The sequence below is a fragment of the Micromonospora sp. NPDC049559 genome, assembly GCF_040676675.1.
In the GTDB taxonomy this organism is placed as follows: domain Bacteria; phylum Actinomycetota; class Actinomycetes; order Mycobacteriales; family Micromonosporaceae; genus JBFAPK01.
In genome coordinates, this window is record NZ_JBFAPK010000050.1 from 1 (window position 1) to 24899 (window position 24899).

Consider the following 24899-nt stretch of genomic DNA (forward strand, 5'->3'; position numbering starts at 1 on the left):
AGTTGACTATTCTGCGGGGCGGGCCCGGGGGGGGTAGCGGTGGGGGCGGGTCGCCTGGGGGGCGCCGCCGCCCCGGGGGCGCCGCGGGGGGGCGGCGATCCGGGAACGGATCGCCGCCCGCTTCGCGTTCGGCCGGTCGCGGCGCGCCCGGTGATCAGCGAGTTGATCCCGGCGGGTCATGGCTCTGGCCTGGGCGGATCGCCTGACTGTCGGGTAATGAGGAAGTCGACCCGCGTGACAGCCCTTGACGCGGCCCGCAGCGGCAGGCACGCTGACATCAGCAAGACCTTCCGCGCTTGCGACGGCCATCGTTCGGGTAACGACAGCGGCATGCTCCACCGCCGCGGTCGAGCGCCCGGCGGCTCGGCGGGATTTGCCGCGTTCTGAGCGGCCCGGCGGCACCGATCAAGGTGCCGGAGGCACGCTCCGCGACATCCTGCAGGGTGGGCTGGACAGCGGTTAGCCGTTCGGCTACACTGCTAGTTTGCGCTGCCTTCCGACTTGACCCCTGCTCGGAATGTCCGATTCTGGATATTTGGAGTGGGGTCATTGGAGTGCACGCGTAACAGCCGTTCTGCAGCACCGGTCCTCGGAAGGACGCATCTTGGCAGCTTCCCGCCCTGCGAAGACCAGTCGTACGTCGAGCGCTTTCGCTCCTCGCCGAATCTCATTCGGCCGGATCACCGAACACCTCGAGGTCCCCAACCTCCTGGCCATCCAGAACGAGTCCTTCGACTGGCTGGTTGGCAACGAGGCTTGGCAGGGCCGGTCGGCCGACGACCCGCACGCTCGCTCGGGTCTCGCGGAAATTCTCGACGAGATCAGTCCCATTGAGGACTTCTCCGGCACCATGTCCCTGTCGTTCTCCTCCCCGCGCTTCGACGAGGTCAAGGCCTCGATCGAGGAGTGCAAGGAGAAGGACCTGACCTACTGCGCCCCGCTGTTCGTGACGGCGGAGTTCACCAACAACACCACTGGCGAGATCAAGAGCCAGACGGTGTTCATGGGTGACTTCCCGATGATGACGCCGAAGGGCACCTTCATCATCAACGGCACCGAGCGCGTCGTGGTCAGCCAGCTCGTCCGGTCCCCGGGCGTGTACTTCGACAAGCAGCCGGACAAGACCTCCGACCGCGACCTCTCCAGCGTCAAGGTCATCCCGAGCCGGGGTGCCTGGCTGGAGTTCGACATCGACAAGCGCGACACCGTGGGTGTCCGTATCGACCGCAAGCGCCGGCAGGCCGTCACGGTCCTGCTCAAGGCGATCGGCTGGACCAGCGAACAGATCCGCGAACGGTTCGGTTGGTCCGAGCTGATGATGACCACCCTGGAGAAGGACCACATCGCCGGGGCGGACGAGGCGCTGTTGGACATCTACCGCAAGCTGCGGCCGGGTGAGCCGCCGACGCGGGAGAACGCCCAGACGCTGCTCGACAACCTCTTCTTCAACCCGAAGCGGTACGACGTAGCCAAGGTCGGTCGGTACAAGTTCAACAAGAAGCTCGGGCTCGAGGTGCCGATCACCACCGGCACGCTCACCGAGGACGACATCGTCGCCACCGTCGAGTACCTCTGCCGGCTGCACGCCGGTGAGGAGGGCTACGAGGCCGACGACATCGACCACTTCGGCAACCGTCGCCTGCGTACCGTGGGCGAGCTCATCCAGAACCAGGTCCGGGTGGGCCTCTCCCGGATGGAGCGCGTCGTCCGGGAGCGGATGACGACCCAGGACGTCGAGGCGATCACGCCGCAGACCCTGATCAACATCCGCCCGGTGGTGGCGGCGATCAAGGAGTTCTTCGGTACGTCGCAGCTGTCCCAGTTCATGGACCAGACCAACCCGCTGGCGGGCCTGACCCACCGGCGCCGGCTGAGCGCGCTCGGCCCGGGCGGTCTGTCCCGCGAGCGGGCCGGCTTCGAGGTCCGTGACGTGCACCCGTCCCACTACGGCCGGATGTGCCCGATCGAGACGCCGGAAGGCCCGAACATCGGCCTGATCGGTGCCCTGTCGACCTTCGGCCGGGTCAACCCGTTCGGCTTCATCGAGACGCCGTACCTCAAGGTCATCGATGGTCGGGTCACCGACCAGATCGACTACCTGACCGCGGACGAGGAGGACCGGTTCGTCAAGGCGCAGGCCAACGCCCCGCTCTCCAGCGACGGCAGCTTCGCCGAGGACCGGGTGCTGGTCCGCCGGAAGGGCGGTGAGGTCGACTTCGTCGCACCGGCGGCGGTCGACTACATGGACGTCTCGCCGCGCCAGATGGTGTCGGTCGCGACCGCCATGATCCCGTTCCTGGAGCACGACGACGCCAACCGGGCGCTGATGGGCGCGAACATGCAGCGCCAGGCGGTGCCGCTGGTCAAGGCCGAGGCGCCGCTGGTCGGTACGGGCATGGAGTACCGGGCCGCGGTCGACGCCGGTGACGTGGTCGTCGCCGAGGTCGGCGGCGTGGTCGAGGACCTGTGCGCCGACTACGTGACGGTGCACCAGGACGACGGCCACCGTCGTACCTACCTGCTGCACAAGTTCCGTCGCTCGAACGCCGGCTCCTGCGTCAACCAGAAGCCGATCGTCTTCGAGGGTGACCGGGTCGAGGCCGGCCAGGTCATCGCCGACGGGCCCTGCACCGACGAGGGCGAGATGGCGCTCGGGCGCAACCTGCTCGTGGCGTTCATGCCCTGGGAGGGGCACAACTACGAGGACGCGATCATCCTGTCGCAGCGCCTCGTGCAGCAGGACGCGCTCACCTCGATCCACATCGAGGAGCACGAGGTCGACGCCCGGGACACCAAGCTGGGTCCGGAGGAGATCACCCGCGACATCCCGAACGTCAGCGAGGAGATGCTCGCCGACCTCGACGAGCGCGGGATCATCCGGATCGGTGCGGAGGTCGTCACCGGCGACATCCTGGTCGGCAAGGTCACGCCCAAGGGTGAGACCGAGCTGACGCCCGAGGAGCGGCTGCTCCGCGCGATCTTCGGTGAGAAGGCGCGCGAGGTCCGGGACACCTCGCTGAAGGTGCCGCACGGCGAGACCGGCACGGTCATCGGCGTACGGACCTTCTCCCGGGAGGACGGCGACGAGCTGCCGCCGGGGGTGAACGAGCTGGTCCGGGTCTACGTCGCCCAGAAGCGGAAGATCCAGGACGGCGACAAGCTCGCCGGCCGGCACGGTAACAAGGGTGTCATCTCCAAGATCCTTCCGGTCGAGGACATGCCGTTCCTGGAGGACGGCACGCCGGTCGACATCGTGCTCAACCCGCTGGGTGTGCCGAGCCGGATGAACATCGGTCAGGTACTGGAGACCCACCTCGGGTGGGTGGCCAAGACCGGTTGGAAGGTCGACGGGGACGACGCCGAGTGGAAGCGCGCGCTGCGCTCGATCTCGGCCGACGAGTCGGAGCCCGACACCAACGTGGCGACGCCGGTCTTCGACGGCGCCAAGGAGGAGGAGATCTCCGGTCTGCTCTCGTCGACCCTGCCCAACCGGGACGGCAAGCAGCTGATCGGCGCGAGCGGCAAGGCGCAGCTGTTCGACGGTCGCTCCGGCGAGCCGCTGCCCGACCCGATCGCGGTTGGCTACATCTACATCCTCAAGCTGAACCATCTGGTCGACGACAAGATCCACGCTCGGTCGACCGGCCCGTACTCGATGATCACCCAGCAGCCGCTGGGTGGTAAGGCGCAGTTCGGTGGCCAGCGGTTCGGCGAGATGGAGTGCTGGGCGATGCAGGCGTACGGCGCCGCGTACGCCCTGCAGGAGCTGCTGACGATCAAGTCCGACGACGTCCTGGGCCGGGTCAAGGTCTACGAGGCGATCGTCAAGGGCGAGAACATCCCGGAACCGGGCATTCCGGAGTCGTTCAAGGTGCTGCTCAAGGAGCTGCAGTCGCTGTGCCTCAACGTCGAGGTGCTCTCCAGCGACGGTGTGGCCCTCGAGATGCGCGAGACCGACGACGAGGTGTTCCGGGCCGCGGAAGAGCTCGGCATCGACCTGTCCCGGCGTCCTGGTGAAGGCGTGAGCAGCGTCGAGGAGATCTGAGGTTGCGGTCGGGGGCCGGATCGACCCGGCGGGACGGCGAGGTTTCGTCCCGCTCCGGGTGACCGGGCCCCCGACCCAGCCCACGAGCCAGCAAGTACGACACGACACGAGGGACATATAACGTGCTCGACGTCAATTTCTTCGACGAGCTGCGCATTGGCCTTGCCACCGCCGACGACATCCGTCAGTGGTCGCACGGCGAGGTCAAGAAGCCCGAGACGATCAACTACCGCACCCTGAAGCCGGAGAAGGACGGGCTCTTCTGCGAGAAGATCTTCGGTCCGCAGCGGGACTGGGAGTGCTACTGCGGTAAGTACAAGCGGGTCCGCTTCAAGGGCATCATCTGCGAGCGCTGCGGCGTCGAGGTGACCCGCTCCAAGGTGCGCCGTGAGCGGATGGGCCACATCGAGCTGGCCGCGTCCGTCACGCACATCTGGTACTTCAAGGGCGTCCCGAGCCGGCTGGGCTACCTGCTCGACCTGGCCCCCAAGGACCTCGAAAAGATCATCTACTTCGCCTCGTACGTGGTGACCGGCGTCGACACCGAGGCACGGCACCGCGACCTCTCCACCATCGAGAACGAGATCCTGGCCGAGAAGCGTCAGGCGGAGAACAGCCGCGACTCGGAGATCGAGAAGCGGGCCGCCAAGCTGGAGGCCGACCTCGCCGAGCTCGAGGCGGAGGGCGCCAAGGCGGACGTGCGGCGCAAGGTCAAAGAGGGCGGCGAGCGCGAGATGCGCCAGATCCGCGACCGGGCGCAGCGCGAGATCGACCGGCTCGACGAGGTGCTCGACACCTTCCGCAAGCTGGAGCCGAAGCAGCTGGTCACCGACGAGCTGCTCTACCGGGAGCTGCGCGACCGGTTCGGGGAGTACTTCACCGGCGGCATGGGCGCGGAGGCGATCAAGGCGCTGGTCCAGAACATGGACCTCGACGCCGAGGCCGAGAACCTGCGCGAGGTCATCCGTACCGGCAAGGGCCAGCGGAAAATCCGGGCGCTCAAGCGACTCAAGGTCGTCGCGGCGTTCCTGAACACCCGCAACTCGCCGCTCGGCATGGTGCTGGACTGCGTACCGGTCATCCCGCCGGACCTGCGCCCGATGGTGCAGCTCGACGGTGGCCGCTTCGCCACGTCCGACCTGAACGACCTGTACCGCCGCGTGATCAACCGGAACAACCGGCTCAAGCGCCTGATCGACCTGGGCGCGCCCGAGATCATCGTCAACAACGAGAAGCGGATGCTGCAGGAGGCCGTCGACGCGCTGTTCGACAACGGCCGCCGCGGCCGGCCGGTCACCGGTCCGGGTAACCGCCCGCTCAAGTCGCTCTCCGACATGCTCAAGGGCAAGCAGGGCCGGTTCCGGCAGAACCTGCTGGGCAAGCGCGTCGACTACTCGGGCCGTTCGGTCATCGTGGTCGGCCCGCAGCTCAAGCTGCACCAGTGCGGCCTGCCCAAGCAGATGGCGCTGGAGCTGTTCAAGCCGTTCGTGATGAAGCGCCTGGTCGACCTGAACCACGCGCAGAACATCAAGTCCGCGAAGCGGATGGTCGAGCGGCAGCGGCCGGTCGTGTGGGACGTGCTGGAAGAGGTCATCGGCGAGCACCCGGTACTGCTGAACCGGGCGCCGACCCTGCACCGGCTGGGTATCCAGGCCTTCGAGCCGCAGCTGGTCGAGGGCAAGGCGATCCAGATCCACCCGCTGGTCTGCACCGCGTTCAACGCCGACTTCGACGGTGACCAGATGGCGGTGCACGTACCGCTCTCCGCCGAGGCCCAGGCCGAGGCGCGGATCCTGATGCTGTCGTCGAACAACATCCTCAAGCCGGCCGACGGCAAGCCGGTCACCATGCCCACCCAGGACATGGTCATCGGCCTCTACCACCTGACCCACCTCACCCCCGGTGAGGTCGGCGAGGGGCGGGCGTTCAGCTCGGACGCCGAGGCGCGGATGGCGTTCGACAACGGTGAGCTGCACCTGCAGACCCCCGTGAAGATCCGTCTTCGGGGCGTCATCGGCGTGGACAACGGCGTCGGTGCCGAGCCGTGGACCGCGCCGGAGGACTGGACGCCGGGCGAGCCGCTGACCGTCGAGACCACGCTCGGCCGGGTCCTGTTCAACGAGACGCTGCCGCAGGGCTACCGCTTCGTGAACTACGAGATCCGCAAGGGCCAGCTCTCGGCGATCGTGAACGACCTCGCCGAGCGCTTCCCGAAGGTGGCGCTGGCCGCGACCCTCGACGGGCTCAAGGAGGCCGGGTTCCACTGGGCCACCTGGTCCGGCGTGACGATCGGCATGCAGGACGTCATCGCGCCGCCGCGCAAGCCGGACATCCTGGAGCGGTACGAGAAGGAAGCCGACCGGATCGACAAGCAGTACCAGCGTGGTCTGATGACCGCCGAGGAGCGTCGCGGCGAGCTCATCGAGATCTGGACCAAGGCGACCAACGAGATCGCCAAGGAGATGGAGACCGCGCTGCCGCAGGAGAACCCGCTGTGGAAGATGATCAACTCGGGTGCCCGCGGTAACCTGCTCCAGCTCCGGCAGATCGCGGCGATCCGTGGTCTGGTGGCCAACCCGAAGGGCGAGATCATCCCGCGGCCGATCAAGGCCAGCTACCGGGAGGGTCTCTCCGTGCTGGAGTACTTCATCTCCACGCACGGTGCCCGTAAGGGTCTCGCGGACACCGCCCTGCGTACCGCCGACTCGGGTTACCTGACCCGTCGTCTGGTGGACGTCTCGCAGGACGTGATCATCCGCGAGGAGGACTGCGGTACCGACCGCGCCATCCAGATGCAGGTCGGCCAGCGGCTCGACGACGGCCGGGTCGTGGTGCACGAGCACGCCGAGACCAGCGTGCACGCCCGTACCCTGGCCGACGACGTCAAGGACGCCAACGGCAACCTGGTGATCGAGCGGGGTGCGGACCTCAACTCCGTACTGATCGACAAGCTCGTCGCCGCCGGGGTCGAGACGGTCCGCGTGCGCAGCGTGCTCACCTGCGAGTCGAAGCTCGGCGTCTGCGGTGCCTGCTACGGGCGCTCGCTGCCGACGGGCAAGACCGTGGACGTCGGCGAGGCGGTCGGCATCATCGCCGCCCAGTCGATCGGTGAGCCCGGTACCCAGCTGACCATGCGTACGTTCCACACCGGTGGTGTCGCCGGTGAGGACATCACGCAGGGTCTGCCGCGTGTCACGGAGATCTTCGAGGCCCGGGTGCCCAAGGGCAAGGCGCCCATCGCCGACACCCCCGGGCGCATCCGGATCGAGGACGGCGAGCGGTCGCGGAAGATCATCGTGGTGCCGGACGACGGCAGCGACGAGATCGTCTACGACAAGATCTCGAAGCGGGTCCGGCTGCGGCCGGGTGTCCAGGACGGTGCGCACGTCGAGGTCGGCGAGAAGCTCACCGAGGGCACCATCGACCCGCACGAGCTGCTCCGGATCCTCGGCCCGCGGGCGGTCCAGGTCCACCTGACCCAGGAGGTCCAGGAGGTCTACCGGTCGCAGGGTGTGCTCATCCACGACAAGCACATCGAGATCATCATCCGCCAGATGCTCAAGCGGGTCACGGTGATCGACTCCGGCTCGACCGAGTTCCTGCCGGGTGTGCTGGTCGACCGGGCGCTCTTCGAGTCGGAGAACCGCCGGCTCGTCGCCGAGGGCGGTGAGCCCGCGGCGGGTCGTCCGCAGCTGATGGGTATCACCAAGGCGTCGCTGGCCACCGACTCGTGGCTCTCGGCGGCCTCCTTCCAGGAGACCACCCGGGTGCTCACGGACGCGGCGATCCACGCCCGCAGCGACTCGCTGATCGGGCTCAAGGAGAACGTCATCATCGGTAAGCTCATCCCGGCCGGTACCGGTATCAGCCGGTACCGCAACGTCCGGGTGGAGCCGACCGAGGAGGCGAAGGCCAAGGTCTACTCGATGACCGGCTACCCGGAGACCGATTACGGCTTCGGGCCGGCGAGCGGCCAGGCGGTGCCGCTGGACGACTTCGACTTCGGGTCGTACCGCTGAGGTAACCGCACCGGGCGCCCCGCCCGCCGTCACCGACGGCGCGCGGGGCGCCCGCGTCTTTGTAGGCTGACGAGGTGGAGATGATGCCGGTGGCCGAGCCCGGCCGCGCGATGCCGGTGGCGGTACCCGGTCCGGCCCCGCGGCACCCGCTCGACCCGGATCCGGTCCGTTCGACCAAGGCCCGTACGGTCTTCGCGCTGGGGTTGGTGGCCGCGCTCACCGGTCTCTTCGTCGGGGGGATCGTCCCGGCGACCATGGCGCTGCTGCTGGCGAAGCAGGCCCGGCGGGAGGCGTACGCCTCGGCGGGTTACCTGACCGGGGCCGTCTGGCTGCGCCGGGGGGAGCGGCTCGCCTGGACGGGGCTCGTGCTCGTGACGGCCGCGCTGGTCGCCGCGGTGATCGTCGGAGTGCTGCACGTCGCGGCCGACCCGGGCGGCCACGACTTCGCCCCGAACGTCGACTGACGCCCCGTCCGGAACCGGCGGCGGCGTCCGGGCATCGTCCACGCCGGTGGCCTCCGGGGCATCCTCGCCGGTTGGGGTCGATGGGGCGTGCGGTCGAGGGCGTGGCAACCGAGAGCGTGTCGGGCGGTTTGGTCCGAGGTTGGTCGGGTGTGCCGGGCGAGGGCCGGCCGGGTGTGCCGGGCGGGGCCTGGTCGGGCGTCCTGGCCGGAGGTTGGTCGGGCGCTGGGGCGAGCGCGGCGCGGGTAGCCTCATGCTGGGTTCGTCGCCGGACCCGGCCCCGCCGGGACGTCCCGGACGCCCGGCCCGAGTCCCGGCGCGGCACTGTTTCGTACCGGCCCGAACTGCTCGTACTGGTTCGCCGGCGGCGCCGGGTGCGGCGCGATCCGGCTGTCGGAGGGGGACCATCGGTGACGCAAGAGGGGCAGCCATCGCCGCCGGACGACGCGGCCTGGCGACGGCCGGAGCAGCCCCCGGGGCACGAGGTGCAGTACCACTCCCCGTCCTACAGCCTGCCGGGTGATTCGACCCCGGAGGACGCCGAGCCCGCCTCCGGGCTGCCAGCGCCAGCGCCCGCCGACCCCGCCGCACCACCCCCGACCGCGGTACCGGCGCCGCCAGCCGCTCCATCCCCGCCGATGGCGCCGTATCCGCCCGGGACATTCCCGCCCGGGGCGTACCCGCCGGTGGGGTATCCGGCCGCGCCCTGGCCGGTCGGATCGCCCGGGGCGTACCCGCCGGGGCCGTGGACCGCCGGCGCGATGCGGCCGGCAGCCCCGTACGCGCCGGTCGCGCAGCCGTCGGGATACCCGGTACCGGGCGCCTCGCCGCTGCCCGGGGCGTCGCCCGCAAGCGGGATGCCCCCCGGCGGCGGGCTGCCCGCCGCGGTACCGCCGCCGCCACCGCGGGACTCGCGGCAGGCGCCCCGGCGGGTCGAGGCGGTCCCCGGTACGCACTTCGCCCTGGTGCACCTGGATGTGCCCCCCGTCACGTCCGGCTTGGCGATCGGGTCGCTGGTGGTGGGCATCGCCTCGATCCTGGTCGCGGTGCTGGTCGCCTGCTTCGGGGTGGCCGGCCCGTCGGCCGGCTGGGTGGCGGGCGCGTTCGCGGTGTTGGGCGGCCTCGCCAGCGCCGCCGCGATCGTGCTGGGGCTGCTCGGGCTGCGCCAGATCCGCCGGGTCGGACCGCCCCCGGCGATCCGGTTCACCGGCCGTGGGCTGGCCATCGCCGGCCTGGCCTGTGGCGGCGCCGGCCTGGTGGCGACGGTGTTGGCGTTCGCGATCAGCCTGCTGCTGCACCTCGACTGAGCCGCTGGACGGGCAGGTGGGCCCCGCGGGTCGCTGCCGACCGGAGCCGGTACACTTGACAGTCGGAGTCACTCATTGCGGACGGAACGGCGGGACGGCCCGGACAAGGGGACTGCGGCGCGGCCCGCCGAGGGATTTGGTGCAGTCTTCCGAAGCCCCCGTTTTGACCTGCACGCTCACGGTGGGTACTCTTTCCCCTGAGCCCGGGCGTGCCCGGGCAACTCGTGTGTGCGCCCGAGTAGCGTCTCGTGATCGGTTGCGGCACGAAAAAGCCGAAGATCGAGCGCGCGAGAGCGCGTGTGAACAGATCCGGTGCGCGCGTGAGCGACGCGCCGGGACCGTGAACCGGGCGACACGCCCGACCGCGGGTGCCGGGCCTCCAGCCGAAGGTCCGGTCGGAATGTAGGAGAGTCGCTCGCGAGAGCGGCTATGACGAGCGACGCGGCCGCGAGGAGTGGCCGAAGGGAGCGGAGAAACCCGGTGCCCACGATCCAGCAGTTGGTCCGCAAGGGCCGCCAGGCCAAGACGAGTAAGACCAAGACGCCGGCGCTGAAGGGCAGCCCTCAGCGGCGCGGTGTATGCACGCGCGTTTACACCACCACCCCGAAGAAGCCGAACTCGGCGCTGCGCAAGGTCGCTCGTGTCAAGCTCAGCAGCCAGATCGAGGTCACCGCGTACATCCCGGGCGTCGGTCACAACCTGCAGGAGCACTCCATCGTGCTCGTCCGCGGCGGCCGGGTGAAGGACCTCCCCGGCGTGCGTTACAAGATCGTTCGCGGTTCGCTCGACACCCAGGGTGTCCGCAACCGCAAGCAGGCGCGCAGCCGTTACGGCGCGAAGAAGGAGAAGAGCTGACATGCCGCGTAAGGGACCCGCTCCGCGGCGACCGCTGGTCGCTGACCCGGTGTACAACTCGCCGCTGGTCACCCAGCTCGTGAACAAGATCCTGCTGCGTGGCAAGCGTCAGCTCGCCGAGCGCATCGTGTACGGCGCGCTCGAGGGCTGCCGCGAGAAGTCGGGCACCGACCCGGTAGTCACGCTCAAGCGGGCGATGGACAACGTGAAGCCGACCCTCGAGGTCCGCAGCCGCCGCGTCGGTGGCGCGACCTACCAGGTGCCGGTCGAGGTGCGTCCGGCCCGGGCCACCACGCTCGGGCTGCGCTGGCTGGTGACGTACTCCAAGGCGCGCCGCGAGAAGACCATGGTCGAGCGCCTGATGAACGAGCTGCTCGACGCGAGCAACGGCCTCGGTGCCGCCGTCAAGCGGCGCGAGGACACCCACAAGATGGCCGAGTCCAACAAGGCCTTCGCGCACTACCGCTGGTAACGAGCCACGTCTTCGGCCCGAGTCCGGTACCCACCGGGCGGAGACCGGAAGCGTGGTCGCAGGTCCGAGACGACGACGATGACGAAGAGTAGGGATTGACGTGGCCGCCGCAGAAGCGCTCGCCAAGGTACGCAACATCGGCATCATGGCGCACATCGATGCCGGTAAGACCACGACCACTGAGCGGATCCTGTTCTACACCGGTATCACGTACAAGATCGGTGAGGTCCACGAGGGCGCTGCCGTCATGGACTGGATGGAGCAGGAGCAGGAGCGGGGTATCACCATCACCTCCGCCGCCACCAAGTGTGAGTGGAAGGGCCACACGATCCAGATCATCGACACGCCCGGCCACGTCGACTTCACGGTCGAGGTCGAGCGGTCGCTGCGTGTGCTCGACGGCGCGGTCGCCGTCTACGACGGTGTCGCCGGTGTGGAGCCGCAGACGGAGAACGTCTGGCGGCAGGCGGACAAGTACAACGTCCCGCGGATGTGCTTCGTCAACAAGCTGGACCGGACCGGTGCCGACTTCTTCCGCTGCGTGCAGATGATGGTCGACCGGCTCAACGCCACGCCGCTGGTGCTGCAGGTCCCGATCGGCGCCGAGGCCGACTTCATCGGCGTCGTCGACCTGATCGAGATGCGGGCGCTGACCTGGCGCGGCGAGACCCAGAAGGGCGAGGACTACGCGGTCGAGGAGATCCCGGCCGACCTCGCCGACTCGGCCGCGGAGTGGCGCGAGAAGCTGCTGGAGACGCTGGCCGACGTCGACGACGCGGTGATGGAGAAGTACCTCGAGGGTGAGGAGCTCTCCGCGGACGAGATCAGGGCGGCCATCCGGCGCGCCACGATCGCCGGCAACGCCAACCCGGTGCTCTGCGGTACCGCGTTCAAGAACAAGGGCATCCAGCCGATGCTGGACGCGGTCGTCGCGTACCTGCCCTCGCCGCTGGACATCCCGGCGATCGAGGGCACCGCGCTCGACGGCGAAACCCCGATGCAGCGCAAGCCCTCCGTGACCGAGCCCTTCTCGGGTCTGGCCTTCAAGATCCAGACGGACAAGCACCTGGGCAAGCTGACCTACGTCCGGGTCTACTCCGGCAAGCTCGAGTCCGGTTCGCAGGTGATCAACTCCACCAAGGACCGCAAGGAGCGGATCGGCAAGATCTACCAGATGCACGCCAACAAGCGGGAGGAGCGCAGCTCCGCCCAGGCTGGCGACATCATCGCCGTGCAGGGTCTGAAGCAGACCACCACCGGCGACACCCTCTGTGACCCGGCCAACCCGGTCATCCTGGAGTCGATGACCTTCCCGGAGCCGGTCATCGAGGTGGCGATCGAGCCGAAGACCAAGTCCGACCAGGAGAAGCTGGGCACCGCGATCCAGCGGCTGGCGGAGGAGGACCCGACCTTCCGCGTCAAGAACGACGAGGAGACCGGGCAGACGGTCATCGCCGGCATGGGCGAGCTGCACCTGGACATCCTGGTGGACCGGATGCGGCGCGAGTTCAACGTCGAGGCCAACATCGGCAAGCCGCAGGTGGCGTACCGCGAGACCATCCGCCGCAAGGTGGAGAAGGTCGAGTACACGCACAAGAAGCAGACCGGTGGTTCGGGCCAGTACGCGCGGGTCATCGTCAGCGTCGAGCCGCTGCCGCTCGACAACGAGTCGCCGACCTACGAGTTCGCGAACGCCGTGACCGGTGGCCGCATCCCGAAGGAGTTCATCCCGTCGGTGGACGCCGGTGCGCAGGACGCCATGCAGTACGGCATCCTGGCCGGCTACCCGCTGGTCGGGCTGAAGCTGACGCTGCTCGACGGTCAGTACCACGAGGTCGACTCGTCCGAGATGGCGTTCAAGATCGCCGGCTCGATGGTGCTCAAGGAGGCGGCCCGCAAGGCCGACCCGGCGCTCCTCGAGCCGATGATGTCCGTCGAGGTAACGACGCCCGAGGAGAGCATGGGCGACGTGATCGGCGACCTCAACTCCCGCCGTGGCATCATCCAGGCGATGGAGGAGCGCGGCGGTGCCCGCGTCGTCCGCGCCCTGGTGCCGCTGTCGGAGATGTTCGGCTATGTCGGCGATCTGCGGTCGAAGACCCAGGGCCGGGCTAGCTACAGCATGCAGTTCGACTCCTACGCCGAGGTTCCGGCCAACGTGGCGAAGGAGATCATCGCGAAGGCAACGGGCGAGTAGTTCGCTCGCGGCCTTGACGGGCCGAGCTGCGCGAGACCGGGCCTGAAGGTTTCACCACCGCAAGACCCAACGGCTACCCGGCCGGAAACGGCCGGCCGGGTGGCCTTGCTCCCCGGTTCTCAGGGGCCGGGGAGGCTGTCGACAGAGTCCTAAGCGCCAGATGGCGCGCCGGGCGTACGAACCAAGAAGTCCACAGGAGGACACCAGTGGCGAAGGCGAAGTTCGAGCGGACTAAGCCGCACGTCAACATCGGCACCATTGGTCACATCGACCACGGTAAGACGACGCTGACGGCGGCCATCACGAAGGTCCTGCACGACAAGTACCCGGACGTCAACCCGTACACGCCGTTCGACGAGATCGACAAGGCGCCGGAGGAGAAGGCCCGCGGTATCACGATCTCGATCGCGCACGTCGAGTACCAGACCGAGGCGCGGCACTACGCGCACGTCGACTGCCCCGGTCACGCCGACTACATCAAGAACATGATCACCGGTGCCGCGCAGATGGACGGCGCGATCCTGGTGGTGGCGGCGACCGACGGCCCCATGCCGCAGACCCGCGAGCACGTGCTGCTGGCCCGCCAGGTCGGCGTGCCGTACATCGTGGTCGCGCTCAACAAGAGCGACATGGTGGACGACGAGGAGCTGCTCGAGCTGGTCGAGCTCGAGGTCCGCGAGCTGCTGTCGACGCAGGAGTACCCGGGTGACGACCTGCCGGTCGTGCGGGTCTCGGCGCTCAAGGCGCTCGAGGGCGACGAAGAGTGGACCGAAAAGCTCATGGAGCTGATGAACGCGGTCGACACCGCGATTCCGCAGCCGGAGCGGGAGACCGAGAAGCCGTTCCTGATGCCGATCGAGGACGTCTTCACGATCACCGGTCGTGGCACGGTCGTCACCGGTCGCGCGGAGCGCGGCGTGCTCAAGCCGAACGAGGAGGTGGAGATCGTCGGTATCCGCGAGAAGTCGCAGAAGACGGTCGTCACCGGCATCGAGATGTTCCGCAAGCTGCTCGACGAGGCCCGCGCGGGCGAGAACGTCGGTCTGCTGCTGCGGGGTATCAAGCGCGAGGACGTCGAGCGCGGCATGGTGGTCATCAAGCCGGGTACCACCACCCCGCACACGGAGTTCGAGGCGACGGTCTACATCCTCTCCAAGGAGGAGGGCGGCCGGCACACCCCGTTCTTCCAGAACTACCGTCCGCAGTTCTACTTCCGGACCACGGACGTTACGGGCGTCGTCACGCTGCCCGAGGGCACCGAGATGGTCATGCCGGGTGACAACACCACCATGAGCGTCAAGCTGATCCAGCCGATCGCGATGGAGGAGAACCTCAAGTTCGCGATCCGCGAGGGCGGCCGGACCGTCGGCGCGGGCTTCGTCACGAAGATCGTCAAGTAATTTGGGTAACCCCGATTAGCATGCCGTTCAGCGATACGGCATACTAGTCAGGTTGCGTACCGACCATTCGCTGGTCTGTGCCCGGCCACCGGGTATCGGATCGGAGAACAGTCGCGCGTAGGGTGGTTGGCCCCTCGTGGTCAACCACCCTCGCACGGCGTCGGGGCAGTGCCAGGCACGACCGGCGCCTCGACTTCCCGCGCGGCCAGAGTCCCTCGGACTATTCGGGGCGGAGTCTGGCCACCGGGCGCGACACGCCCGACCGCGGGGGTCGGCGGAGTGGGGCAGGGCCCCGCAAGACAGCGGCATCGAGAGAAGGAACAGAAGCCACCATGGCGGGACAGAAGATCCGCATCCGGCTCAAGGCCTATGACCACGAGGTCGTCGACTCCTCGGCGCGGAAGATCGTCGAGACGGTGACGCGCACCGGGGCGCAGGTCGCGGGCCCGGTGCCGCTGCCCACGGAGATCAACCGTTTCTGCGTGATCCGTTCGCCGCACAAGTACAAGGACTCGCGCGAGCACTTCGAGATGCGCACGCACAAGCGTCTGATCGACATCATCGACCCGACCCCCAAGACGGTCGACTCGCTCATGCGCCTCGACCTGCCGGCTGGCGTCGACATCGAGATCAAGCTGTAGGGACCGGACTAATGGACAGGCAAGTAAAGGGCATCCTGGGCGCCAAGCTCGGCATGACCCAGGTCTGGGACAACAACCGCGTTGTCCCCGTGACCGTGGTGCAGGCCGGCCCGTGCGTCGTGACTCAGGTCCGTACGGCCGACAAGGACGGCTACTCGGCGGTCCAGTTGGCGTACGGCGCGATCGACCCGCGGAAGGTGAACAAGCCGAGGGCCGGTCACTTCGCGAAGTCCGGCGTGGCGCCGCGGCGGCACATCGTCGAGCTGCGCACGGTCGACGCGGACTCGTACGAGCTCGGCCAGGAGGTCACCGTCGACGCGTTCCCGCCGGGGGCTCCGGTGGACGTGACCGGTAAGACCAAGGGCAAGGGCTTCGCCGGTGTGATGAAGCGGCACGGCTTCCACGGCCTGCGCGCGAGCCACGGTGTCGAGCGCAAGCACCGCTCGCCGGGCTCGATCGGCGCCTGCGCCACCCCGGGTCGCGTCTTCAAGGGCGTCCGGATGGCGGGTCGGATGGGCAGCGTGCGCTACACCGTGCAGAACCTGACCGTCCAGGCCGTCGACACCGAGAACAACCTGCTGCTCGTCAAGGGCGCCATCCCCGGCCCCAAGGGCGCGCTGGTCCTGGTCCGCTCCGCGGCGAAGGCGCAGGCGAAGAAGGGCGGTGCGGCCAAGTGACCACCGTTGACATCCTGACCGCCGAGGGCACCAAGGGCGGCTCCGTCGAGCTGCCGGACAGCGTCTTCGACGTGCAGGCGAACATCGCGCTGATGCACCAGGTCGTGGTCGCCCAGCTCGCCGCCGCGCGACAGGGCACCCACAAGGCCAAGACCCGCGGCGAGGTCGCCGGCGGCGGCAAGAAGCCGTACAAGCAGAAGGGCACCGGTCGGGCCCGGCAGGGTTCGATCCGCGCGCCGCAGTTCGCCGGCGGTGGCGTCGTCCACGGCCCGGTCCCGCGCGACTACGCCCAGCGGACCCCGAAGAAGATGAAGGCCGCCGCCCTGCGTGGCGCCCTCTCCGACCGGGCCCGCGCCGGCCAGGTGCACGTGGTCGAGACCTTCGTCGGTGGCGAGAAGCCGTCGACCAAGGCGGCGATCGCGACCCTGAACAAGGTCACCGAGGCCAAGCGGGTGCTGATCGTGCTGAGCGCGACCGACGAGCTCAACTGGCTCTCGCTGCGCAACCTGCGCAACACCGAGCAGCAGCGGGTGCACCTGATCGAGGCTGGCCAGCTCAACACGTACGACGTGCTGACGGCCGATGACGTGGTCTTCACCAAGGACGCGCTCGACGAGTTCCTTCGCGTCCGGACCGAGGCCGCCGAGGAGGCTGCGAAGTGACGACGATCCCCGATCCGCGCGACATCATCGTGGCGCCGGTGGTCTCGGAGAAGAGCTACAGCGAGCTCAACAAGAACTGGTACACGTTCTTGGTCCACCCGGACGCCAACAAGACCGAAATCAAGATCGCGATCCAGCAGATCTTCAACGTCCGCGTCCTGACGGTGAACACGCTCAACCGCGAGGGCAAGCGCAAGCGCACCCGCACCGGGTTCGGCCAGCGCAAGGCCACCAAGCGGGCGATGGTGAAGCTGGCCGACGGTGACCGCATCGAGGCCTTCGGCGGCCCGGTCAGCTGAGGGGTATAGACAATGGCTATCCGTAAGTACAAGCCGACGACGCCGGGCCGGCGTGGCTCCAGCGTCGCCGACTTTGCCGAGATCACCCGCTCGACTCCCGAGAAGTCGCTGCTGGCTCCGCTGCCGAAGAAGGGCGGGCGCAACGCCCACGGCCGGATCACCGCGCGGCACCAGGGCGGCGGGCACAAGCGCCAGTACCGTCTGATCGACTTCAAGCGGGTCGACAAGGACGGCGTACCGGCGAAGGTCGCGCACATCGAGTACGACCCGAACCGGACCGCCCGGATCGCGCTGCTGCACTACGCGGACGGCGAGAAGCGGTACATCATCGCCCCCAAGGACCTCAAGCAGGGCGACACGGTCGAGTCGGGCCCGAGCGCCGACATCAAGCCGGGCAACAACCTGCCGCTGCGGAACATCCCGGTCGGTAGCACGATCCACGGCGTGGAGCTGCGCCCGGGCGGCGGTGCCAAGCTGGCCCGTTCGGCCGGCGTCGGCATCCAGCTGCTCGGCCGCGAGGGCGCCTACGCGACGCTCCGGATGCCCTCGGGCGAGATCCGGCGGGTCGACGTGCGCTGCCGCGCCACCATCGGCGAGATCGGCAACGCCGACCAGTCGAACATCAACTGGGGTAAGGCCGGCCGGATGCGGTGGAAGGGCAAGCGCCCGACCGTCCGTGGTGTCGCGATGAACCCGGTCGACCACCCGCACGGTGGTGGTGAGGGCAAGACCTCCGGTGGTCGCCACCCGGTGAACCCGCAGGGTAAGCCCGAGGGCCGCACCCGTCGTAAGGGCCAGCCGAGCGACCGGCTGATCGTCCGCCGCCGCTACGCGACGCGCAAGCGCGGCTAAGGAGATTAGGTAGACATGCCTCGCAGCCTGAAGAAGGGCCCGTTCGTCGACGACCACCTGCTCAAGAAGGTGGAGACGCAGAACGACAAGGGCTCGAAGAACGTCATCAAGACCTGGTCGCGGCGCTCGACGATCATCCCGGAGATGCTCGGACACACGATCGCCGTACACGACGGGCGCAAGCACGTCCCGGTGTTCGTCACCGAGGCGATGGTCGGGCACAAGCTCGGCGAGTTCGCGCTGACCCGTACGTTCAAGGGTCACGAGAAGGACGACCGGAAGAGCCGCCGGCGCTGAAGTTCGCCGACTGATGTCCGGTCCGCTGGGCCGAGACACCAGGCGGACCTGGCCGAACGATAAAGGATCAAGGGGTTACAGCGATGCCAGTGAAGGGCGACGCTCCGGTTCTTCCGGGCGCGCGGGCGGTTGCGCGGCACGTGCGCATCTCGCCGAACAAGGCGCGCCGGGTGGTCAACCTCGTCCGCGGTCTGCCCGCGAAAGAGGCGCTCACGGTGCTGCAGTTCGCGCCGCAGGCCGCGAGTGAGCAGGTGTACAAGGTGCTCGCCAGCGCGATCGCCAACGCGGAGAACAACGAGCGGCTGGACCCCGACGCGCTGCTCGTCAGCGAGGCGTACGTCGACGAGGGCCCGACGCTGAAGCGGTTCCAGCCGCGCGCGCAGGGCCGGGCGTACCGGATCCGCAAGCGCACCTGCCACATCACGATCGCGGTCGAGGCCGTCGCGCCGACGGCACGGCCGAGCAAGGCCGCGGCGGCCAAGAAGGCGGCGCCGGCCAAGAAGGCGGCGGAGGCCCCCCAGGCCGAGGCCGCTGAGACGGAGAGCAAGACGGAGGGCGCCGAGTAATGGGGCAGAAGGTTCACCCGCACGGGTTCCGGCTCGGCATCTCGACCGACTGGAAGTCGCGTTGGTACGCGGACAAGCTCTACAAGGACTACATCGCCGAGGACGTGAAGATCCGGCGGATGATGTCCAAGGGCCTGGAGCGCGCGGGGATTTCCAAGGTCGACATCGAGCGCACCCGGGACCGGGTACGGGTCGACATCCACACCGCCCGGCCGGGCATCGTCATCGGCCGGAAGGGTGCGGAGGCGGACCGGATCCGGGGCGAGCTGGAGAAGCTCACCGGCAAGCAGGTGCAGCTCAACATCCTCGAGGTGAAGAGCCCCGAGTCGGACGCGCAGCTGGTCGCCCAGGGCGTGGCCGAGCAGCTCTCCAGCCGGGTCAGCTTCCGGCGGGCGATGCGCAAGGCGATGCAGTCCGCGATGAAGAACCCGATCGTGCGGGGCATCCGGGTGCAGGTTTCCGGCCGGCTCGGCGGCGCCGAGATGAGCCGTACCGAGTTCTACCGCGAGGGCCGGGTGCCGCTGCACACGCTGCGGGCCAACATCGAGTACGGCTTCTTCGAGGCGCGTACGACCTTCGGCCGCATCGGCGTGAAGGTGTGGATCTACAAGGGTGACGCCGTGCCGGGCCGGGAGGCTCCGGCCGAGGCGGGTCCGGCGCGTCCGCGCCGGGAGCGTGGCGACCGTCCCGAGCGGCCGCGTCGCGGTCGGTCCGGCTCCTCCGGCACGACCGCCGGCGGTACCGAGGCCGGGCGGGCCGCCGCGGCGGACCGCGCGCAGAGCAGCGGTGACACCCCGACCGGTGAGTCGGTCGACAGCACCGCGGTCGCCGCGGCGCCGGCCCCGGCAGAAACGCAGCAGGAGGGCTGACAGATGCTGATGCCGCGTAAGCCCCCGAAGGGCTTCCGCAAGCCGCACCACCCCGAACGGAGCGGCGCCTCCAAGGGCGGCAACCGGGTGGTGTTCGGCGAGTTCGGAATCCAGGCGCTCGAACCGGCGTACGTGACGAACCGGCAGATCGAGTCGGCCCGTATCGCGATGACCCGTCACATCAAGCGTGGTGGCAAGGTCTGGATCACGGTCTTCCCGGACCAGGCGCTGACCAAGAAGCCGGCCGAAACCCGGATGGGTTCCGGTAAGGGCTCACCCGAGTGGTGGGTCGCGAACGTGAAGCCGGGGCGGGTCCTCTTCGAGATGTCCTTCCCCAACGAGCAGATCGCGCGAGAGGCGATGCGTCGCGCGATCCACAAGCTCCCGATGAAGTGCCGCATTGTGACGCGCGAAGTGGGTGAATCCTGATGGCAGCGGGCGTTAAGGCCGCCGAGCTGCGTGAGCTCTCCGAGGAGGAGCTGGTCACGAAGCTCCGGGAGGCCAAGGCGGAGCTGTTCAACCTCCGCGTGCAGGCCGCGACCGGCCAGCTGGACAACAACCGCCGGCTGCAGGTCATCCGTCGGGAGATCGCCCGGATCTACACGATCATGCGTGAGCGCGAGCTGGGGCTCTCGGCCGCGCCGACTGAGGTGACTGCATCATGAGCGAAGAGAACAACACGGCCGCCGCCGCGCGCCCGCAGCGCAAGGTGCGTGAGGGCCTCGTGGTCAGCGACAAGATGGAAAAGACCGTGGTCGTCGAGGTCGAGGACCGGGTCAAGCACGCGCTGTACGGCAAGGTCATGCGCCGCACCAGCAAGCTGAAGGCGCACGACGAGCAGAACGCGTGCGGCATCGGCGACCGGGTGCTGCTCATGGAGACCCGCCCGCTGTCCGCCACCAAGCGGTGGCGGGTCGTGGAGATCCTCGAGAAGGCCAAGTAAGAGCCCCCGTACGGCGGTTCTGGTTCCGCCAAGCTCGGCCGGCGCGGCCGGCCGAGAACTGGCAGACATAGGAGATAGACGTGATTCAGCAGGAGTCGCGACTGCGCGTCGCCGACAACACGGGTGCCCGGGAGATCCTGTGCATCCGGGTGCTCGGTGGCTCCGGTCGGCGCTACGCGAGCATCGGCGACGTCATCGTGGCCACCGTCAAGGACGCGATCCCCGGTGCCGGGGTGAAGAAGGGCGACGTCGTGAAGGCGGTCGTCGTCCGCACCGCCAAGGAGAAGCGGCGGCCGGACGGGTCGTACATCCGTTTCGACGAGAACGCGGCCGTCATCATCAAGGACGGTGGGGACCCGCGCGGTACCCGTATCTTCGGCCCGGTCGGCCGTGAGCTGCGGGACAAGCGGTTCATGAAGATCATTTCTCTCGCGCCGGAGGTGTTGTGACCGTGAAGGTCAAGAAGGGCGACACGGTCGTCGTCATCGCCGGCAAGGACAAGGGCGCCAAGGGCAAGGTCATCGCGGCCTACCCGCGGCAGGACAAGGTCCTGGTCGAGGGCGTGAACCGGGTCAAGAAGCACACCCGTATCAGCACCACCCAGCGCGGCGCCAAGACCGGTGGCATCGTCACGCAGGAGGCCCCGATCCACGTGTCGAACGTGCAGGTCCTGGACTCCGACGGCAACCCGACGCGGGTCGGGTACCGGATCGACGAGAACGGCCAGAAGGTTCGGATCGCGCGTAGCACCGGTAAGGACCTGTGATGACCACGGCTACCGAAACGAAGATCACGCCGCGCCTCAAGGAGCGGTACCGCAACGAGATCGTCGCGAAACTGCGGGAGCGGTACGAGTACGCCAACCCGATGCAGGTTCCGGGTCTCGTCAAGATCGTCGTCAACATGGGTGTCGGCGAGGCGGCCCGGGACGCGAAGCTGATCGACGGCGCGGTCCGCGACCTGGCCACGATCACCGGCCAGAAGCCGCAGGTCCGGCGGGCGACCAAGTCCATCGCGCAGTTCAAGCTGCGCGAGGGGATGCCGATCGGCGCGAAGGTGACCCTGCGCGGCGACCGGATGTGGGAGTTCCTGGACCGGCTGCTTTCCATCGCGCTGCCGCGTATCCGCGACTTCCGTGGCCTCGACGGGCGCAAGCTCGACGGCAACGGCAACTACACGTTCGGCTTGACCGAGCAGTCGGTGTTCCACGAGATCGACCAGGACCGGATCGATCGGACCCGGGGCATGGACATCACGGTGGTGACCACCGCCAAGACCGACGACGAGGGTCGGGAGCTGCTGAAGCTCCTGGGCTTCCCGTTCAAGGAGAACTGAGCGAATGGCGAAGAAGGCGCTGATCCTCAAGGCTGCCGCGAAGCCGAAGTTCTCGGTTCGCGCGTACACCCGCTGCCAGCGCTGCGGGCGTCCGAAGGCGGTCTACCGCAAGTTCGGCCTCTGCCGGGTGTGCATCCGGGAGATGGCCCACCGCGGTGAGCTGCCCGGCGTGTCCAAGGCATCCTGGTAAAGGCCCAGCTGCGTCCCGACCAACGGTCGGGGCGAGGATCGCAACGCCGTAGGCCCCGGGCCCGAGCGCCCCGGGAACCGCGGTGAGAAAGGCTGACAACAACCCATGACTATGACCGACCCGATCGCAGACATGCTCACGCGTCTGCGTAACGCCAACCAGGCGTACCACGACCGGGTGACGATGCCCTACTCGAAGATCAAGGCGAACATCGCCGAGGTGCTCAAGTCCGAGGGCTACATCGCCACCTGGTCGGTCGAGGAGCCCGAGGAGGGCGTCGTCGGCAAGCGACTGGTCGTCGAGCTGAAGTACGGCCAGAACCGTGAGCGGAGCCTGGCGGGCATCAAGCGCGTGTCCAAGCCCGGTCTGCGGGTGTACGCCAAGTCGGACGGGCTCCCGCGGGTGCTCGGTGGGCTGGGCGTGGCGATCATTTCGACGTCCCAGGGGCTGCTCACCGACAAGCAGGCCCGCAAGCGGAGCGTTGGCGGGGAAGTCCTCGCCTTCGTCTGGTAACGGGAGACAGGTAGAAATGTCGCGTATTGGACGTAAGTCGATCCCGGTGCCCGCCGGTGTTGACGTCACGATCGAGGGGCCGACCGTCCGGGTGAAGGGTCCCAAGGGTGAGCTCTCGCACACCCTGGCCGAGCCGATCACGGCGGAGCGGGGCGAGGACGGCCAGCTGCACGTCAACCGGCCGAACGACGAGCGCAAGGCCAAGGAGCTGCACGGCCTGAGCCGCACGCTGGTCGCGAACATGATCGTCGGCGTGACCGAGGGGTACCGCAAGACCCTCGAGATCGCCGGTACCGGCTACCGGGTCACCGCGAAGGGATCGGACCTCGAGTTCGCGCTCGGTTTCTCGCACCCGGTCCTGGTGACGCCGCCGGCCGGCATCACCTTCACGGTGGAGCGGCCGACCCTGTTCCACATCTCGGGCATCGACAAGCAGCAGGTCGGTGAGGTCGCCGCGAACATCCGGAAGATCCGGCCGCCGGAGCCCTACAAGGGCAAGGGCGTGAAGTACCAGGGCGAGGTCATCCGCCGTAAGGCTGGAAAGGCAGGTAAGAAGTGAGCGCCACGCTGCTCAAGCGTCGCCGCGGCGTCGCCGCTCAGCGCGCCGTCGGGCGGGCGCGTCGGCACTTCCGGGTACGCCGGAAGGTCAGCGGTACGGCCGAGCGTCCGCGCCTCGTGGTCACCCGCTCGCTGCGGCACGTCGTGGCCCAGATCGTCGACGACACCAAGGGGCACACCCTGGTCTCCGCCTCGACCCTGGACGCCACCATCCGCGGCACCGAGGGCGACAAGAGCGCGCTGGCCGGCAAGGTCGGCACGCTGCTCGCCGAGCGGGCCAAGGCCGCGGGCATCACTCAGGTCGTGTTCGATCGCGGCGGCAACAAGTACGCTGGGCGGCTGGCCGCTCTGGCGGACGCCGCCCGCGAAGCCGGGCTCGATTTCTAACCCCGTCACGAACAGGAAGGAAGGCTGCTGATGCCAGGTCAACAGCGCCGTGGCGGCGGGTCCGGTGGCAGCGAGGGTGGTCGCCGCGACAACCGCCGCGAGGGCGGCCGCGGGAACGCGCCCGTCGACAAGACCCCGCACCTCGAGCGGGTCGTCGCGATCAACCGCGTCGCCAAGGTGGTCAAGGGTGGTCGTCGCTTCAGCTTCACCGCTCTGGTGATCGTGGGCGACGGCGACGGCACGGTCGGCGTGGGGTACGGAAAGGCCAAGGAGGTGCCCGCGGCGATCGCCAAGGGCGTCGAGGAGGCCAAGAAGCACTTCTTCAAGGTGCCGCGGATCGCCTCGACGATCCCGCACCCGGTCCAGGGCGAGGACGCCGCCGGCGTCGTGCTGCTCAAGCCGGCCAGCGCCGGTACCGGTGTCATCGCCGGTGGTCCGGTGCGTGCCGTGCTGGAGTGCGCGGGCATCCACGACGTGCTCTCCAAGAGCCTCGGCTCGTCGAACCCGATCAACATCGTGCACGCCACCGTCGCCGCCCTGAAGGGGCTGGAGTCGCCCGAGGCGGTCGCGAAGCGTCGTGGTCTCCCGGTCGAGGACGTGGCGCCGGCGGCCATGCTGGCGACGCGGGCGGGGGTGACGTCCTGATGGCCCGTCTCAAGGTCACCCAGGTCCGGTCCGAGATCGGCAGCAAGCGCAACCAGCGCGAGTCCCTGCGGTCGCTCGGTCTCAAGCGGATCAACGACGTGGTGGTCAAGGAGGACCGCCCCGAGATTCGGGGCATGATCTTCACGGTGAACCACCTCGTGAAGGTCGAGGAGGTCGAGTAATGACGATCAAGGTCCATCACCTGCGCCCGGCTCCCGGTGCCAAGACCGCCAAGACCCGTGTGGGTCGCGGTGAGGGCTCCAAGGGCAAGACCGCCGGTCGAGGCACCAAGGGTTCGAAGGCCCGCAAGAACATCTCCGCGGCCTTCGAGGGTGGGCAGATGCCCATCCACATGCGGCTGCCGAAGCTCAAGGGCTTCAAGAACCAGTTCAAGGTCGTGTACCAGGTGGTCAACCTGGACCGGCTCGCCGAACTGTTCCCCAACGGCGGCCAGGTCGGCCCGGTCGAGCTGGTCGAGGCGGGCGCGGTCCGCAAGGGTCAGCCGGTCAAGATTCTCGGCACCGGCGACCTCGGTGGTGTGACGCTCCAGGTGTCGGCGAACGCGTTCAGCGCGTCGGCCAAGGAGAAGATCACCGCTGCCGGCGGCTCGGTCACCGAGCTCTAGCACGCAAGGTACCGTGGCGCTCGTCCAGTTGTTCCCAACTGACGGGCGCCACGGTCTACCAAGGGACCTTGGTCCCGCTAATAT

General features: G+C 68.5%; 29 protein-coding genes. All 29 read left to right on the top strand.

Annotated features, from left to right (window positions below):
- Window positions 1-604: 604 nt before the first annotated feature.
- On the top strand, window positions 605-4045 hold the full coding sequence (locus AB0J86_RS34820) for a DNA-directed RNA polymerase subunit beta (RefSeq protein ID WP_363861958.1): 3441 nt from the start codon (window positions 605-607) through the stop codon (window positions 4043-4045).
- Between the two features lie 122 nt (window positions 4046-4167).
- Window positions 4168-8064 (top strand): DNA-directed RNA polymerase subunit beta', encoded by a 3897-nt coding sequence (locus AB0J86_RS34825; RefSeq protein WP_363861959.1) that lies wholly within the window; start codon window positions 4168-4170, stop codon window positions 8062-8064.
- An 83-nt stretch (window positions 8065-8147) separates the two neighbouring features.
- Window positions 8148-8528 carry a hypothetical protein gene (locus AB0J86_RS34830; RefSeq protein WP_363862004.1) on the top strand — a complete coding sequence of 127 codons (381 nt, stop codon included), beginning with the start codon at window positions 8148-8150 and terminating at the stop codon, window positions 8526-8528.
- A gap of 758 nt (window positions 8529-9286) precedes the next feature.
- Window positions 9287-9832: a DUF4190 domain-containing protein gene (locus AB0J86_RS34835; protein ID WP_363861960.1), complete on the top strand. Its 546-nt coding sequence runs from the start codon at window positions 9287-9289 to the stop codon at window positions 9830-9832.
- Between the two features lie 480 nt (window positions 9833-10312).
- Window positions 10313-10687, top strand: a complete 375-nt coding sequence (gene rpsL / locus AB0J86_RS34840) for a 30S ribosomal protein S12 (protein ID WP_014440718.1) — start codon at window positions 10313-10315, stop codon at window positions 10685-10687.
- A gap of 1 nt (window position 10688) precedes the next feature.
- A complete protein-coding gene (rpsG, locus tag AB0J86_RS34845) occupies window positions 10689-11159 on the top strand; it encodes a 30S ribosomal protein S7 (protein WP_212823082.1) in 471 nt (156 codons plus the stop codon).
- A gap of 100 nt (window positions 11160-11259) precedes the next feature.
- Window positions 11260-13356, top strand: a complete 2097-nt coding sequence (fusA, locus tag AB0J86_RS34850) for an elongation factor G (RefSeq protein ID WP_363861961.1) — start codon at window positions 11260-11262, stop codon at window positions 13354-13356.
- A gap of 206 nt (window positions 13357-13562) precedes the next feature.
- Entirely contained in the window at window positions 13563-14756 is a 1194-nt protein-coding gene (gene tuf / locus AB0J86_RS34855) for an elongation factor Tu (protein WP_363861962.1), read from the top strand.
- Between the two features lie 332 nt (window positions 14757-15088).
- Window positions 15089-15397: a 30S ribosomal protein S10 gene (rpsJ, locus tag AB0J86_RS34860; protein ID WP_007073037.1), complete on the top strand. Its 309-nt coding sequence runs from the start codon at window positions 15089-15091 to the stop codon at window positions 15395-15397.
- A gap of 11 nt (window positions 15398-15408) precedes the next feature.
- Window positions 15409-16074: a 50S ribosomal protein L3 gene (rplC, locus tag AB0J86_RS34865; protein ID WP_363861963.1), complete on the top strand. Its 666-nt coding sequence runs from the start codon at window positions 15409-15411 to the stop codon at window positions 16072-16074.
- A complete protein-coding gene (gene rplD / locus AB0J86_RS34870) occupies window positions 16071-16736 on the top strand; it encodes a 50S ribosomal protein L4 (RefSeq protein WP_363861964.1) in 666 nt (221 codons plus the stop codon). The genes rplC and rplD overlap by 4 nt, the downstream gene beginning before the upstream one ends.
- Entirely contained in the window at window positions 16733-17035 is a 303-nt protein-coding gene (rplW, locus tag AB0J86_RS34875; protein ID WP_363861965.1) for a 50S ribosomal protein L23, read from the top strand. The genes rplD and rplW overlap by 4 nt, the downstream gene beginning before the upstream one ends.
- Window positions 17036-17047: 12 nt before the next feature.
- On the top strand, window positions 17048-17887 hold the full coding sequence (rplB, locus tag AB0J86_RS34880; protein WP_363861966.1) for a 50S ribosomal protein L2: 840 nt from the start codon (window positions 17048-17050) through the stop codon (window positions 17885-17887).
- Window positions 17888-17902: 15 nt separating this feature from the next.
- Window positions 17903-18184, top strand: coding sequence for a 30S ribosomal protein S19 (rpsS, locus tag AB0J86_RS34885; RefSeq protein WP_007073032.1), 282 nt, complete (start codon window positions 17903-17905; stop codon window positions 18182-18184).
- An 83-nt stretch (window positions 18185-18267) separates the two neighbouring features.
- Window positions 18268-18750: a 50S ribosomal protein L22 gene (gene rplV / locus AB0J86_RS34890; RefSeq protein WP_363861967.1), complete on the top strand. Its 483-nt coding sequence runs from the start codon at window positions 18268-18270 to the stop codon at window positions 18748-18750.
- A complete protein-coding gene (rpsC, locus tag AB0J86_RS34895) occupies window positions 18750-19619 on the top strand; it encodes a 30S ribosomal protein S3 (protein WP_363861968.1) in 870 nt (289 codons plus the stop codon). Before rplV ends, rpsC begins: the two co-directional genes overlap by 1 nt.
- Window positions 19620-19622: 3 nt before the next feature.
- Entirely contained in the window at window positions 19623-20048 is a 426-nt protein-coding gene (gene rplP / locus AB0J86_RS34900; RefSeq protein ID WP_363861969.1) for a 50S ribosomal protein L16, read from the top strand.
- Window positions 20048-20284, top strand: a complete 237-nt coding sequence (rpmC, locus tag AB0J86_RS34905) for a 50S ribosomal protein L29 (protein WP_088982056.1) — start codon at window positions 20048-20050, stop codon at window positions 20282-20284. Before rplP ends, rpmC begins: the two co-directional genes overlap by 1 nt.
- Complete coding sequence (gene rpsQ / locus AB0J86_RS34910; RefSeq protein WP_363861970.1) at window positions 20281-20562, top strand: 30S ribosomal protein S17; 282 nt, start codon at window positions 20281-20283, stop codon at window positions 20560-20562. The genes rpmC and rpsQ overlap by 4 nt, the downstream gene beginning before the upstream one ends.
- Window positions 20563-20642: 80 nt before the next feature.
- Complete coding sequence (gene rplN, locus AB0J86_RS34915; protein WP_007073026.1) at window positions 20643-21011, top strand: 50S ribosomal protein L14; 369 nt, start codon at window positions 20643-20645, stop codon at window positions 21009-21011.
- A complete protein-coding gene (gene rplX / locus AB0J86_RS34920) occupies window positions 21008-21328 on the top strand; it encodes a 50S ribosomal protein L24 (protein ID WP_363861971.1) in 321 nt (106 codons plus the stop codon). The genes rplN and rplX overlap by 4 nt, the downstream gene beginning before the upstream one ends.
- Complete coding sequence (gene rplE / locus AB0J86_RS34925; protein WP_363861972.1) at window positions 21328-21897, top strand: 50S ribosomal protein L5; 570 nt, start codon at window positions 21328-21330, stop codon at window positions 21895-21897. Before rplX ends, rplE begins: the two co-directional genes overlap by 1 nt.
- A gap of 4 nt (window positions 21898-21901) precedes the next feature.
- Window positions 21902-22087, top strand: a complete 186-nt coding sequence (locus AB0J86_RS34930; protein WP_007073023.1) for a type Z 30S ribosomal protein S14 — start codon at window positions 21902-21904, stop codon at window positions 22085-22087.
- A gap of 105 nt (window positions 22088-22192) precedes the next feature.
- Entirely contained in the window at window positions 22193-22600 is a 408-nt protein-coding gene (rpsH, locus tag AB0J86_RS34935) for a 30S ribosomal protein S8 (RefSeq protein ID WP_363861973.1), read from the top strand.
- 16 nt (window positions 22601-22616) lie between these two features.
- Window positions 22617-23159 (top strand): 50S ribosomal protein L6, encoded by a 543-nt coding sequence (gene rplF, locus AB0J86_RS34940; protein WP_363861974.1) that lies wholly within the window; start codon window positions 22617-22619, stop codon window positions 23157-23159.
- Window positions 23156-23545: a 50S ribosomal protein L18 gene (gene rplR, locus AB0J86_RS34945; RefSeq protein ID WP_363861975.1), complete on the top strand. Its 390-nt coding sequence runs from the start codon at window positions 23156-23158 to the stop codon at window positions 23543-23545. Before rplF ends, rplR begins: the two co-directional genes overlap by 4 nt.
- 30 nt (window positions 23546-23575) lie before the next feature.
- Window positions 23576-24190 (top strand): 30S ribosomal protein S5, encoded by a 615-nt coding sequence (gene rpsE / locus AB0J86_RS34950; protein WP_363861976.1) that lies wholly within the window; start codon window positions 23576-23578, stop codon window positions 24188-24190.
- Window positions 24190-24372, top strand: coding sequence for a 50S ribosomal protein L30 (gene rpmD, locus AB0J86_RS34955; protein ID WP_363861977.1), 183 nt, complete (start codon window positions 24190-24192; stop codon window positions 24370-24372). Before rpsE ends, rpmD begins: the two co-directional genes overlap by 1 nt.
- Window positions 24372-24815: a 50S ribosomal protein L15 gene (rplO, locus tag AB0J86_RS34960; RefSeq protein WP_363861978.1), complete on the top strand. Its 444-nt coding sequence runs from the start codon at window positions 24372-24374 to the stop codon at window positions 24813-24815. The genes rpmD and rplO overlap by 1 nt, the downstream gene beginning before the upstream one ends.
- Window positions 24816-24899 lie beyond the last annotated feature (84 nt).

Coding starts and splice junctions, on each gene's coding strand:
- rpsH (WP_363861973.1), top strand. CDS start 22,193: ATGACTATGACCGACCCGATCGCAGACATGCTCACGCGTCTGCGTAAC.
- rpsG (WP_212823082.1), top strand. CDS start 10,689: ATGCCGCGTAAGGGACCCGCTCCGCGGCGACCGCTGGTCGCTGACCCG.
- rplE (WP_363861972.1), top strand. CDS start 21,328: ATGACCACGGCTACCGAAACGAAGATCACGCCGCGCCTCAAGGAGCGG.
- rplB (WP_363861966.1), top strand. CDS start 17,048: ATGGCTATCCGTAAGTACAAGCCGACGACGCCGGGCCGGCGTGGCTCC.
- rpsJ (WP_007073037.1), top strand. CDS start 15,089: ATGGCGGGACAGAAGATCCGCATCCGGCTCAAGGCCTATGACCACGAG.
- AB0J86_RS34835 (WP_363861960.1), top strand. CDS start 9,287: ATGCGGCCGGCAGCCCCGTACGCGCCGGTCGCGCAGCCGTCGGGATAC.
- rplP (WP_363861969.1), top strand. CDS start 19,623: ATGCTGATGCCGCGTAAGCCCCCGAAGGGCTTCCGCAAGCCGCACCAC.
- rpmD (WP_363861977.1), top strand. CDS start 24,190: ATGGCCCGTCTCAAGGTCACCCAGGTCCGGTCCGAGATCGGCAGCAAG.
- rpsC (WP_363861968.1), top strand. CDS start 18,750: ATGGGGCAGAAGGTTCACCCGCACGGGTTCCGGCTCGGCATCTCGACC.
- rpsS (WP_007073032.1), top strand. CDS start 17,903: ATGCCTCGCAGCCTGAAGAAGGGCCCGTTCGTCGACGACCACCTGCTC.
- AB0J86_RS34830 (WP_363862004.1), top strand. CDS start 8,148: ATGCCGGTGGCCGAGCCCGGCCGCGCGATGCCGGTGGCGGTACCCGGT.
- rplV (WP_363861967.1), top strand. CDS start 18,268: ATGCCAGTGAAGGGCGACGCTCCGGTTCTTCCGGGCGCGCGGGCGGTT.
- AB0J86_RS34930 (WP_007073023.1), top strand. CDS start 21,902: ATGGCGAAGAAGGCGCTGATCCTCAAGGCTGCCGCGAAGCCGAAGTTC.
- rpmC (WP_088982056.1), top strand. CDS start 20,048: ATGGCAGCGGGCGTTAAGGCCGCCGAGCTGCGTGAGCTCTCCGAGGAG.
- rpsQ (WP_363861970.1), top strand. CDS start 20,281: ATGAGCGAAGAGAACAACACGGCCGCCGCCGCGCGCCCGCAGCGCAAG.
- rpsE (WP_363861976.1), top strand. CDS start 23,576: ATGCCAGGTCAACAGCGCCGTGGCGGCGGGTCCGGTGGCAGCGAGGGT.
- rplC (WP_363861963.1), top strand. CDS start 15,409: ATGGACAGGCAAGTAAAGGGCATCCTGGGCGCCAAGCTCGGCATGACC.
- rplF (WP_363861974.1), top strand. CDS start 22,617: ATGTCGCGTATTGGACGTAAGTCGATCCCGGTGCCCGCCGGTGTTGAC.
- rplO (WP_363861978.1), top strand. CDS start 24,372: ATGACGATCAAGGTCCATCACCTGCGCCCGGCTCCCGGTGCCAAGACC.